General features: G+C 65.1%; 7 protein-coding genes. 1 reads left to right on the top strand and 6 read right to left on the bottom strand.

Going from position 1 to position 13230, the window contains the following annotated elements:
• The 4 genes from Q0053_RS06660 to rpsL form a co-directional block, all read right to left on the bottom strand.
• Positions 1-119 (bottom strand): GTP-binding protein (locus Q0053_RS06660; RefSeq protein WP_293345763.1); only part of this gene is annotated, 119 nt, incomplete at its 3' end.
• Between the two features lie 54 nt (positions 120-173).
• Entirely contained in the window at positions 174-2255 is a 2082-nt protein-coding gene (gene fusA, locus Q0053_RS06655; protein ID WP_298097739.1) for an elongation factor G, read from the bottom strand.
• A gap of 148 nt (positions 2256-2403) precedes the next feature.
• Complete coding sequence (rpsG, locus tag Q0053_RS06650; protein ID WP_055832312.1) at positions 2404-2877, bottom strand: 30S ribosomal protein S7; 474 nt, start codon at positions 2875-2877, stop codon at positions 2404-2406.
• Between the two features lie 66 nt (positions 2878-2943).
• The gene (rpsL, locus tag Q0053_RS06645; protein ID WP_055832311.1) at positions 2944-3315 is read right to left on the bottom strand and encodes a 30S ribosomal protein S12; all 372 of its coding nucleotides are present in this window, start codon (positions 3313-3315) and stop codon (positions 2944-2946) included.
• Between the two features lie 424 nt (positions 3316-3739).
• On the opposite strand from rpsL, the gene Q0053_RS06640 reads away from it, so the two are divergent.
• A complete protein-coding gene (locus Q0053_RS06640; RefSeq protein ID WP_298097737.1) occupies positions 3740-4447 on the top strand; it encodes a hypothetical protein in 708 nt (235 codons plus the stop codon).
• Positions 4448-4674: 227 nt separating this feature from the next.
• Here the strand turns inward: Q0053_RS06640 and rpoC are convergent, their stop codons facing one another.
• Both rpoC and rpoB read right to left on the bottom strand, forming a co-directional pair.
• On the bottom strand, positions 4675-8871 hold the full coding sequence (gene rpoC, locus Q0053_RS06635; protein ID WP_298097734.1) for a DNA-directed RNA polymerase subunit beta': 4197 nt from the start codon (positions 8869-8871) through the stop codon (positions 4675-4677).
• A 138-nt stretch (positions 8872-9009) separates the two neighbouring features.
• Positions 9010-13128, bottom strand: a complete 4119-nt coding sequence (gene rpoB, locus Q0053_RS06630; protein ID WP_298097732.1) for a DNA-directed RNA polymerase subunit beta — start codon at positions 13126-13128, stop codon at positions 9010-9012.
• Between the last annotated feature and the right edge of the window lie 102 nt (positions 13129-13230).

The following is a 13230-nucleotide window of genomic DNA, read 5'->3' as shown; positions in this document are numbered from 1 at the left end:
CCGGCCTTCGCCAGCGTCATCGTGATCGCCGCCGTCAGCGTCGTCTTGCCGTGGTCAACGTGACCAATCGTGCCGATGTTGCAGTGCGGCTTGTTACGTTCGAACTTTTCCTTGGCCATTCTCTTCTCTCCGTCCCCTGAACAGGGGGCTTAATCCAAAATTTCAGGGGTTAGTTAGGCGGAATATTTCTTGATCACTTCGTCGGCGACGTGTTGCGGCACCGGCTCATAGTGGTCGTACTGCATGGTGAAGGCAGCGCGGCCCTGCGACATGCCCCGCAGGGTGTTCACATAGCCGAACATGTTGGCCAGCGGCACGAAGGCGTTCACGACGGTGGCGTTGCCGCGCATGTCCTGACCCTGGATCATGCCGCGACGGCCGTTCAGGTCGCCGATGACCGAACCGAGGTAGTCCTCGGGGGTCACGACCTCGACCGCCATGATCGGCTCGAGCAGCTTGGGCTGACCCTTGTCCTTCAGTTCGCGGAAGGCGGCGCGGGCCGCGATTTCGAACGCCAGCACGCTGGAGTCGACGTCGTGGAACTTGCCGTCCGTCAGCGTCGCCTTGAAGTCGATCAGCGGGAAGCCGGCCAGCAGACCGCCGTCCTTGATGGACTCGAGGCCCTTCTGGACGCCCGGGATGTATTCCTTCGGCACGGCACCGCCGACGATCGAGTTCTCGAACACGAAGCCCGAGCCGGGTTCGCCGGGCTCGAAGGTGATCATGACGCGGGCGAACTGGCCCGTACCACCGGTCTGCTTCTTGTGCGTGTAGTCGATGTCGACCTTGCGGCCGAGCGATTCACGGTAGGCGACCTGCGGCTGGCCGATCGTGGCGTCGACCTTGTAGGTGCGGCGCAGGATGTCGATCTTGATGTCCAGGTGCAGTTCACCCATCCCCTTGAGGATGGTCTGGCCCGACTCATGGTCGGTCGAGACGGTGAAGGAGGGATCTTCCGAGGCCAGCTTGGCCAGGGCGACGCCCAGCTTCTCCTGGTCGGCCTTGGTCTTGGGCTCGACCGAGATCTCGATCACCGGCGCCGGGAATTCCATCTTCTCGAGGATGACGGGCGACTTCAGGGGATCGCACAGGGTGTCGCCCGTGCGGGTGTCCTTCAGCCCGGCCAGGGCGACGATGTCGCCGGCATAGGCTTCCTTGATGTCCTGACGGTCGTTGGAGTGCATCAGCAGCATGCGGCCGACGCGTTCCTTGCGGTCACGGCTGGAGTTCAGCAGGCCCATGCCGGTTTCCATCTTGCCGGAATAGATGCGGCAGAAGGTCAGCGAACCGACGAAGGGGTCGTCCATGATCTTGAACGCCAGGACCGACAGCGGCTCGTCGTCCGAGGCGCGACGCGTCACCGGCTCTTCCGTCTTGAAGTCGATGCCCGGGGTCGGCGGGATGTCCAGCGGCGACGGCAGATAGTCGACCACGGCGTCCAGCAGCGTCTGCACGCCCTTGTTCTTGAAGGCCGAGCCGCACAGGATCGGATAGAAGGCACCGGTCAGCACGGCCTTGCGGATGCATTTCTTCAGGACTTCGAGCGAGGGCTCGGTGCCGTCCAGATAGGCTTCCATCGCCTCGTCATCGAGTTCGACGGCATTGTCGATCAGGTACTGGCGAGCGGCGACGGCCTTGTCCATCAGATCGGCCGGGATCGGGCCGACGGTGAAATTGGCGCCCAGGGCGTCGTTGTCCCAGACCACCGAATTCATGGCGACGACGTCGACCAGGCCCGACAGCGAGGATTCCGAACCGATCGGGAACTGGATCGGCACGGCCTTGGCGCCGAGACGGTCGCGGATCGACTGCACCGAGGCATCGAAGTCAGCGCCGATCTTGTCCATCTTGTTGACGAACACGATCCGCGGCACGCGGTATTTGTCGGCCTGGCGCCAGACGGTTTCGGTCTGCGGCTCAACGCCGGCGTTGCCGTCCAGAACCGTCACGGCACCGTCAAGCACGCGTAGCGAACGCTCGACTTCAATGGTGAAGTCCACGTGGCCGGGGGTGTCGATGATGTTGAGGCGCTTCTCTTTCCAGAAAGCGGTCGTCGCGGCCGACGTGATCGTGATGCCGCGCTCCTGCTCCTGGTCCATCCAGTCCATGGTCGCAGCGCCGTCGTGGACTTCGCCGATCTTATGGTTCTTGCCGGTGTAATAAAGGATCCGCTCGGTCGTCGTCGTCTTGCCCGCGTCGATGTGGGCCATGATGCCGAAGTTGCGGTAGTCCTCGATCTTGTGCGTGCGGGACATGAAAGCGTGCCTTGAAGTGAGTTCAGGACGCAATGTGCGCCCTCGGGGAGATCGTCGATGTTCGGATAAACGGGCGCGGGCGATTTAGCTCAAACCGCCCGCGCCGCATACCCTGTAGATAGTCACCGCCCGTGGCGGTTTGAAGACGTTACCAGCGGTAGTGGCTGAAGGCGCGGTTCGCCTCGGCCATCTTGTGGGTGTCTTCGCGCTTCTTGACCGCGGTACCGCGGTTGTTCGAGGCGTCCAGCAGCTCGGCGGCCAGCTTTTCCGTCATGGTGTTCTCACCCCGCTTGCGCGCGGCATTGACCAGCCAGCGGATCGCCAGGGCGCGACGGCGATCGGGGCGAACCTCGACCGGCACCTGATAGGTGGCACCGCCGACGCGACGCGACCGGACCTCGACGGCCGGAGCCACATTGTCCAGAGCGGCGTGGAAGGTGGCGACGGGCTCCTGTTCCTTCTTCTTGTCGGCCAGGATCTCGAACGCGCCATAGACGATGTTCTCGGCGACGGCCTTTTTGCCCTCGTACATGACGTAGTTCATGAACTTGGTGACGATCAGATCCTTGTATTTGGGATCCGGCAGGACTTCGCGTTTCTGGGCGCGGTGGCGACGGGACATGGGCTTGGCCTTCTAAAGCAGTGTCGGACGGCCGACAGGAGTCGGCGAATGGAATGGGCGGATCGCTTACTTCGGACGCTTGGCGCCGTAGTGCGAACGGCGCTGCTTGCGGTCCTTGACGCCTTGCGTGTCCAGCACGCCGCGCAGGATGTGGTAGCGAACGCCGGGAAGGTCTTTCACGCGGCCGCCGCGGATCAGAACCACCGAGTGCTCCTGCAGATTGTGGCCCTCGCCGGGGATGTAGCACACGGCTTCGATGCCGGTCGTCAGACGCACCTTGGCGACCTTGCGAAGCGCCGAGTTCGGCTTCTTCGGGGTCGTCGTATAGACGCGGGTGCAGACGCCGCGGCGCTGCGGGCAGCCCTTCAGGGCCGGGACCTTGTTACGGACCGGCTTGGGTTGGCGCGGCTTGCGGATCAGCTGGTTGATAGTCGGCATTCGAAACTCGTCTCTTTCAATCGATGGAGGCGTGTGCCTTTCGGCCGGAGCGCCTCATGAGCCTTCTTTTCGGACGACGCCGATGCGCCGCCCCGGGTTTGGTTTCGAGCCGGCAGCGCGTCATCCAAACAGAAAAACCGGAACGCGCGCTTCGGGCGTTCCGGCGGGCACAGCCCGTCCGCTCAATTGTCACGTTCCCGGAACCCGGCGGACCGGGAACCTCGAAAGTGGGCGGCTTCTACGCGTGGGGGGGCTGAAGGTCAAGGGCGGCGGCGAAGTTGGGGTTGCCGCCGTATCGGCCACCTCAGGCCGCAATACAGCCACGCTCGCCCCCTCCTCTGTGCTCATGGCGGGAGGATCACAATCTCGGGGGCCGGCGTGGATATGGCCCGCCCTTGCGGAGCGGTGGCGCAAGCCGGCGATCGTGGCCGTGTCCGTCCTCGGGCATGTGACCCTCTTCTCATACCTCGGCCTGCGCTCCATGGGGCTGACGCTCTCCGGTCTGGTCGCAGACCCGGATCCCGTCATCTATGTCGAGATCACACCCCGCCCGCTCCTGCCCGGCGAGGTCGCCCGCGTCCGCGCGGTGCCAGAACCGCCGCAGGTCACCAACGCCCCGGCCCTGCCCGGCTCGCCCACGGCCGATCCGGACCGGCCATTCCGCAATCCGGATGATGAGGACAGCCCTGCCCCGCCCGCGCCGCGCATCGGCGCCCCGGCCCCCGGCGCGCCCGCGCCGCCGCCGGGTATCGAGGGCTGGGCCGTACGCCCCGAAACCATGGGAGACCGCGTCGGGCGCGGTCTGCGCACGCGCGGACCCGGCTGTACCTCCCCGGGCCTGCTGAGCGCCGCCGAACGCGCCATCTGTGACGATCGCTTCGGCCAGCGTGCCGCCGCAGCCGCCCCCATAGACGACACGGCGGGCAGCCCCTTCGCGGCCGAGGGTGCCCGCCGCCTGGCCGACTATGACCGCCGTCGCCGCCCGCTGGCCGGCGGTACCGGCAATGTCGGCCCCCGGGACGGCCCCGGCTCCAATTTCGGTATGGGGGTCGCAGGGGGCCTCATGGACCCCTCGCTGCGCCCGGACTCGACGGAGAACATCCGGACCTACGGCCGCGAGGGGCCGCGGTAGGGCCGCGCGTGCCCTCTCCCGCCCGCGGGAGAGGTGGCCCGTCGATCGGCGCAGCCGATCCAGGGCCGGAGAGGGAGGTTTGATAGCGCCCCCATCGTCGCTGGCCTCGCTACGCGAGACGACGCGACACTTCCCCCGCGAGCGGGGGAAGGCCGATAACACCCCGGACAAAAAGGGCGGCCCCATCGCTGGAGCCGCCCTCTTCATTTCAGTCCTGAACCTGTCAATCAGCCTTCGCTGCTCTCCAGCTCCAGTGCCAGATCGGCCGGAAGCGGCTCGATGGCGGCTTCGCGGGTCGAGGTCAGTTCAGCGTCACGCTCGTTGGCGATCTTCTGCAGGGCGCGGAGATAGGCACCCGTACCGGCCGGGATCAGACGGCCGACGATGACGTTCTCCTTCAGGCCTTCCAGCGTATCGACCTTGCCGTTGACCGAGGCGTCGGTGAGGACGCGGGTGGTCTCCTGGAAGGACGCCGCCGAGATGAAGCTGCGGGTCTGCAGCGACGCCTTGGTGATGCCCAGCAGGACCGGCTGGGTGGTGGCGATCCGGCCCCCACGCTTCTCGACCTTGGCGTTCTCGAGCGCGGCTTCCGCCACCTCGACCGTGTCGCCACGGATCAGGGTGGTTTCGCCCGAGTCGAGGATCTCGACCTTCTGCAGCATCTGGCGAACGATCACCTCGATGTGCTTGTCGTTGATCGGCACGCCCTGCAGGCGATAGACCTCCTGCACCTCGTTCACGAGATACTCGGCCAGGGCCTCGACGCCCTGGATGCGCAGCAGGTCGTGCGGATCCGGGTTGCCGTCGATGATGTAGTCGCCCTTGTTGATCAGATCGCCGTCGTGGACGGAGATGTGCTTGCCCTTGGGGATCAGGAATTCGACCGCTTCAGCCTGTTCACCGTCGGCATTGACCTCCGGGGTGATCTTGATGCGGCGCTTGTTCTTGTAGTCGCGTCCGAATTCGACCCGGCCGTCCATCTCGGCGATGACCGCGCAGTCCTTGGGACGACGGGCTTCGAACAGTTCGGCCACCCGCGGCAGACCGCCGGTGATGTCGCGCGTCTTGGCACCCTCGGTCGGGACGCGGGCGATGATCTCGCCCGGCTTGACCACGTCGCCGTTGTTCACGGACAGAACCGCGCCCACCGGCAGCAGGTAACGGGCGTCAGAGCCCGAGGCCAGTTTGGCATAGGCGTCGCCGGAGGTGACACCCATGGCCGGCCGCAGGTCGGCCCCGCGCGGGCTGGCACGCCAGTCGCTGACGACGCGCTGGGCGATGCCCGTCGCTTCGTCGGTTTCCTCGCGGACCGACAGGCCCTCGACCAGGTCCTCGAACCGGATCGCGCCGCCGACTTCCGTCAGGATCGGAGAGGTATAGGGGTCCCACTCCGCCAGACGCTGGCTGCGCTTGACCTCGGATCCCTCGACCACCCGCAGACGGGCACCGTAGGGGATCTTGTGGCTTTCGCGGTCCTTGCCGTCGACCACGATGGTGACGACGACGTTGCGGCTCATGGCCACCAGATCGCCGTGCGCCGCCTTGACGGTCGGGCCGGTGATCTTGGCGATGCCGGGGTTGGTCGCCTCATAGAAGGAGGTTTCCGCCACCTGGGCCGTACCGCCGATGTGGAAGGTCCGCATCGTCAGCTGGGTGCCGGGTTCGCCGATCGACTGGGCGGCGATGACGCCCACCGCTTCGCCGATGTTGACGTTGGTGCCGCGCGCCAGGTCACGCCCGTAGCAATAGGCGCAGATGCCGGCTTCCGCCTCGCAGGTCAGGGCCGAGCGGACCTTGACCGACTGGACGCCGGCCTCGTCGATGACCTCGACCTCTTCTTCCTGCAGATAGGTGTCCGCCGGGAACAGGACCTTGTCGCCGCCCGGCTCCTTGATGTCCTCGGCCGCATAGCGACCCAGAACCCGCTGGCCCAGCGAGACCAGCACGTCACCGCCTTCGACCACGGCGCGCAGGGTGATGCCCCGCGTCGAGCCGCAATCGTCCTCGGTGACGATCGAGTCCTGCGCCACGTCGACCAGACGACGCGTCAGATAGCCGGAGTTGGCGGTCTTCAGCGCGGTGTCGGCCAGACCCTTGCGGGCGCCGTGGGTGGAGTTGAAGTATTCAAGAACGGTCAGGCCTTCCTTGAAGTTCGAGATGATCGGCGTCTCGATGATCTCGCCCGACGGCTTGGCCATCAGGCCCCGCATGCCGCCCAGCTGCTTCATCTGCGCCTGCGAACCACGGGCGCCCGAGTTGGCCATCATGAACACCGAGTTGATGTCCGGGGCCTGACCCTTGGCCAGAACGCGCGGCTGCGCGATCTCGCCCATCATCGCATCGGCGATCTTGTCCGTGGCCTTGGCCCAGGCGTCGACGACCTTGTTGTATTTCTCGCCCTTGGTGATCAGGCCGTCGGCGTACTGCTGTTCGTACTCCTCGACCTGGGTCCGGGTGTCGGCGACCAGGGTGGCCTTGGCGGCCGGGATGACGATGTCGTCCTTGCCGAAGGAGATGCCCGCCTTGGCGGCTTCACGGAAGCCGAGCTGCATCATCTGGTCGGCGAAGATGACCGTCGCCTTCTGACCGCAGTGGCGATAGACCTGATCGATCAGGTTGCCGATTTCCTTCTTGGTCAGGTTCTTCTCAAGCAGGCGGTAGCCGATGTTCGCATTTTGCGGCAGCAGCGCGCCCAGCTTCATCCGGCCCGGGGTCGTGTCGATGACCTTGGTGATGACTTCGCCGGCGGCGTTCATCTCGGTCCAGCGGGCCTTGATCTTCGTGTGCAGGGACACGACACCGGCATCGAGCGCCGCGTCGATCTCGCCCATATTGGCGAACAGCTTGCCCTCGCCCTTCTCGCCGTCCTTGATCAGCGACAGGTAGTACAGGCCCAGGACGATGTCCTGCGACGGCACGATGATCGGCTTGCCGTTGGCGGGCGACAGGATGTTGTTCGTCGACATCATCAGGACGCGCGCTTCCAGCTGGGCCTCGAGGCTCAGCGGGACGTGGACGGCCATCTGGTCGCCGTCGAAGTCGGCGTTGAACGCCGTACAGACCAGCGGGTGCAGGCGGATGGCCTTGCCCTCGATCAGCTTCGGCTCGAACGCCTGGATGCCCAGACGGTGCAGGGTCGGCGCGCGGTTCAGCAGGACCGGGTGCTCGCGGATGACCTCGTCGAGGATATCCCACACCTGCGGCTGCTCGCGCTCGACCATGCGCTTGGACTGTTTGACGGTGCCCGACAGGCCTTTGGCGTCAAGGCGCGCATAGATGAACGGCTTGAACAGCTCGAGCGCCATCTTCTTGGGCAGGCCGCACTCGTGCAGCTTCAGCTCGGGACCCACGGTGATGACCGAACGGCCCGAATAGTCGACGCGCTTGCCCAGAAGGTTCTGGCGGAAGCGGCCCTGCTTGCCCTTCAGCATGTCGGCCAGCGACTTCAGCGGACGCTTGTTGGCACCCGTGATCACCCGGCCGCGACGGCCGTTGTCGAACAGGGCGTCGACCGATTCCTGCAGCATCCGCTTTTCGTTGCGGATGATGATGTCCGGCGCGCGCAGCTCGATCAGCCGCTTCAGGCGGTTGTTGCGGTTGATCACGCGGCGGTACAGGTCGTTCAGGTCGGAGGTCGCGAAACGACCACCGTCCAGCGGCACCAGCGGGCGCAGTTCCGGCGGGATCACCGGCACGACCGTCAGGATCATCCACTCAGGCTTGTTGCCGCTCTCGAGGAAGGCCTCGATCAGCTTCAGGCGCTTGGAGGCCTTCTTGGCCTTCATCTCCGAGGGGCTGTCGGCCAGTTCGCCGCGGTGCTTTTCAGCCTCGGCGTGCAGGTCGATGCCGATCAGCAGGTTGCGCACGGCCTCGGCGCCGATCTCGGCGGTGAAGCCGTCATCGCCGAACTCGTCCTGGTAGCGGTAGAATTCGTCTTCCGTCAGCAGCTGGTTCTGCTTCAGCGGGGTCAGGCCCGGCTCGGTGACGATGTAGTTCTCGAAATAGAGGACGCGCTCGACGTCCTTCAGGGCCATGTCCAGCATCAGCGAGATGCGCGACGGCAGCGACTTCAGGAACCAGATGTGGGCGACCGGGGACGCCAGTTCGATGTGACCCATCCGCTCGCGGCGAACGCGGGCCAGGGTGACCTCAACGCCGCATTTCTCGCAGATAATGCCCTTGTATTTCATGCGCTTGTACTTGCCGCACAGGCATTCGTAGTCCTTGGTCGGGCCAAAGATACGGGCGCAGAACAGGCCGTCACGCTCGGGCTTGAACGTGCGGTAGTTGATGGTCTCGGGCTTCTTGATCTCGCCGAACGACCACGACCGGATCTTCTCCGGGCTGGCGAGGGCGATCTTGATCTGGTCGAAGGTCGGAGTGACCGGGACCGCGTTGAAGATGTTCAGGACTTCCTGGTTCATCTTGGTTCCTTCTGCGGGCTGACCCGCGATAAATAGTGTCGGATGAACAGTGATTAGTGACTAGTGATTAGTGGTTGGGTCCGTGATTCATCAGCAAAGCTGCAATCACTAGCCACTAACCACTAATCACTTTTCCAATCAGCTGTTCTCCAGCTCCACGTTCAGACCCAGCGAGCGCATTTCCTTGACGAGCACGTTGAAGCTCTCGGGAATGCCCGCCTCGAAGCTGTCGTCGCCGCGGACGATGGCCTCATAGACCTTGGTCCGGCCGGCCACGTCGTCGGACTTCACCGTCAGCATTTCCTGCAGGGTGTAGGCCGCGCCGTAGGCTTCCAGCGCCCAGACCTCCATCTCGCCGAAGCGCTGTCCGCCGAACTGCGCCTTGCCGCCCAGCGGTTGCTGGGTGACGAGCGAGTACGGCCCGATCGAACGGGCGTGGATCTTGTCGTCGACCAGGTGGTGCAGCTTCAGCATGTAGATGTAGCCGACCGTAACCGGACGCTTGAACTGCTCGCCGGTCTGGCCGTCATAGACGATCGACTGGCCGGTGCGGTCGAGACCCGCCTTCTCCAGCAGTTCCTCGATGTCCTCGATGTGGGCACCGTCGAACACCGGGGTGGCGAAGGGCACACCCTTGGACAGGTTCTTCGCCAGCTCGATCAGGTCCTCTTCCGTGTCGGGAAGCGGGGTGTCCGGGCCGTAGATGCTGGTCAGGTGATCGACCAGGGCCTTCTTCTGTCCGCCCTGTTGCCAGGCTTCCAGAAGACCCTGGATCTGCTTGCCGAGACCGGCGGCGGCCCAGCCCAGGTGGGTTTCGAAGATCTGGCCGATGTTCATGCGCGAGGGCACGCCCAGCGGGTTCAGAACGACGTCCACCGAGGTGCCGTCTTCCAGGTGCGGCATGTCCTCGATCGGCAGGATCTTGGAGATGACGCCCTTGTTGCCGTGACGGCCGGCCATCTTGTCGCCGGGCTGAAGCTTGCGCTTCACGGCCACGAAGACCTTGACCATCTTCATCACGCCGGGGGGCAGTTCGTCGCCGCGCTGCAGCTTCTCGACCTTGTCCTCGAAGCGGCGGTCGAGCGCCTTGCGGGCGTCCTCGAACTGCTTCTTCATGGCCTCGAGCTCGCCCATCGCCTTCTCGTCGTCGAGGGCGATCTGCCACCACAGGCCGCGCGAAAGCTCGCCCAGCTTGTCTTCGGTGACCACACCACGGCCCAGGCCCTTCGGACCCGAGGTGGCGGTCTTGCCGAGGATCAGCGGCTTCAGGCGGCCATAGACGTTGCGCTCCAGGATCTTGAGCTCGTCGTCGCGATCCTTGCCGAGGCGCTCGATTTCCGAACGCTCGATGGCGATGGCCCGCTCGTCCTTGTCGACGCCGTGGCGGTTGAACACGCGCACGTCGACGATGGTGCCGGCGACGCCGGGCGGCAGGCGCAGGCTGGTGTCGCGGACGTCCGAAGCCTTTTCGCCGAAGATGGCGCGCAGCAGTTTCTCTTCCGGCGTCATCGGGCTCTCACCCTTCGGCGTGACCTTGCCGCACAGGATGTCGCCCGGCTGGACCTCGGCGCCGATCGCCACGATGCCGGCCTCGTCGAGGTTGCGCAGGGCTTCCTCGCCGACGTTCGGGATGTCGCGGGTGATCTCTTCCGGCCCCAGCTTGGTGTCGCGGGCCATGACCTCGAACTCCTCGATGTGGATCGAGGTGAAGACGTCGTCGCGCACGATACGCTCGGAGATGAGGATCGAGTCCTCGAAGTTGTAGCCGTTCCAGGGCATGAAGGCGACCAGCGCGTTCCGGCCCAGGGCCAGCTCGCCGAGGTCCGTCGACGGGCCGTCGGCGATCACGTCGCCGACCTTCACCTCATCGCCCACGCGCACGATCGGGCGCTGGTTGATGCAGGTCGACTGGTTGGAACGCTGGAATTTGGACAGGCGGTAGATGTCGACGCCCGAACGGCCGGCGTCGGCCTCGTTGGTGGCGCGGACCACGATACGGGTACCGTCGATCTGTTCGACGACACCGTCACGCTTGGCGACCACGACGGCGCCGGAGTCCACGGCCACGACCGCTTCCATGCCGGTGCCGACCAGCGGCGCGTCCGACTGCACCAGCGGCACGGCCTGACGCTGCATGTTCGCGCCCATCAGGGCCCGGTTGGCGTCGTCGTTTTCGAGGAAGGGGATCAGGGCGGCGGCGACCGAAACGACCTGTTTCGGCGACACGTCCATCATGTCCACATCGGCGCGGATCAGCAGCTGGGAGTCGCCGTTGATCCGGCCCGGGACCAGCTCCTCGACGATCATGCCGTCCTTGAGCTCGATATTGGCCTGGGCGATCGTGTATTTCGCCTCTTCCATGGCCGAGATGTAGACCACATCGTCCGTGGCCTTGCCGTCCTTCACGCGCCGGTAGGGGCTCTCGATGAAGCCGTATTTGTTCACCCGGGCGTGGGTGGCCAGCGAGTTGATCAGGCCGATGTTCGGGCCTTCCGGCGTCTCGATCGGGCAGATCCGGCCGTAGTGGGTCGGGTGCACGTCGCGGACTTCGAAGCCGGCGCGCTCACGCGTCAGACCGCCAGGGCCAAGCGCCGAAAGGCGACGCTTGTGGGTGATCTCGGACAGCGGATTGGTCTGGTCCATGAACTGCGACAGCTGCGACGAACCGAAGAACTCGCGCACGGCCGCCGCGGCCGGCTTGGCGTTGATCAGGTCGTGCGGCATCACCGTGTCGATATCGACCGAGGACATACGCTCCTTGATGGCGCGCTCCATCCGCAGCAGGCCGACGCGGTACTGGTTCTCCAGCAGCTCACCGACCGAACGGACCCGGCGGTTGCCCAGGTTGTCGATGTCGTCGATCTCGCCATGGCCGTCCTTCAGGCCGACGAGGATCTGCAGCACGCGCAGGACGTCGTCCTTGCGCAGTACGCGGATTTCATCCGACACGTCCGGGGTTTCCAGACGCATGTTCATCTTCACCCGGCCGACGGCCGACAGATCATAGCGCTCGCTGTCGAAGAACAGCGAGTTGAACATGGCTTCGGCGGCTTCCGGGGTCGGCGGCTCACCCGGGCGCATCACGCGATAGACGTCGAAGAGCGCGTCCTCGCGGCCGGTGTTCTTGTCGATGCGCAGGGTGTTGCGCATGTAGGCGCCGACCGTGACATGGTCGATGTCCAGCACGTCGATGGTGGTGAAGCCGTGGCTTTCCAGCAGTTCGATGGTCGGCTGGTCCAGCTCGTCGCCGGCCTCGGCGTAGATTTCGCCGGTCTCGTAGTTCACCGCGTCGGCGGCCAGGTATTTGGTCAGCAGGGCGTCGGCGGCCAGCGACAGGGCCTTGACGCTGTCGCCCAGCTTCTTGGCCTGACGGGCGCTGATCTTGGTGCCCGCAGCGGCGACGATCTCACCGGTGTCAGCGTCGACCAGGTCGAACTCGGGCTTCACGCCCTTCCAGCGCTCGGCCTTGTAAGGCGTGACCCAGCCGTCGCCGCGCTTCTCATAGGGCACGGTCTCGTAGAAGGTCTTGAGGATCTCCTCGCCGTCCATGCCCAGACCCATCAGGAAGGTCGAGGCCGGCAGCTTCCGGCGACGGTCGATACGGACATAGACGATGTCCTTGGCGTCGAACTCGAAGTCCAGCCAGGAACCGCGGTACGGGATCACGCGGGCGGCGAACAGCAGCTTGCCCGAGCTGTGCGTCTTGCCCTTGTCATGGTCGAAGAAGACGCCCGGCGAACGGTGCATCTGCGAGACGATGACCCGCTCGGTGCCGTTGACGACGAAGGTGCCCTTGTCGGTCATGAGCGGGATGTCGCCCATGTAGACGTCCTGCTCCTTGATGTCCTTGACCGAGCGCGCGCCGGTCTCCTCATCCGCCTCGAACACGATCAGGCGCAGCTTGACCTTAAGCGGCGCGGCATAGGTCATGTCGCGCTGGATGCATTCCTCGACGTCGTATTTCGGGTCCTCGAACTCGTAGGACACGTATTCCAGGATGGCGCGCTCGTTGAAGTCCTTGATCGGGAAGACCGACTTGAAGACCGCCTCGATGCCCTGATCCTTGCGCGGTCCCGAGCGCACTTCGCGCTGCAGGAACTGCTCATAGGAGGCGCGCTGCACCTCGATCAGGTTCGGCATCTGCACCGCTTCCGGGATGCGGCCGAACGAGTGGCGGATGCGCTTCTTGCCGGTGAAGGTCGTAGCGTGTGCGAACTGGCCGTGGGCGACGGCGACTTCGGCTTTGGACTTGGCCATTCTGTATTCCCAATACACTGCCCGGGCAGGCAGCGATCAATGCAGCAGCCACGGCTCCGCCTCCCGGGCGACCCGTGACCATCGGTTTCGACGTCCACCCTC

This window comes from Brevundimonas sp., from assembly GCF_027487935.1.
Taxonomy (GTDB): Bacteria; Pseudomonadota; Alphaproteobacteria; order Caulobacterales; family Caulobacteraceae; genus Brevundimonas.
Note: the sequence above shows the minus strand (reverse complement) of the source record. Positions and strands in the feature narration are given on the sequence as shown.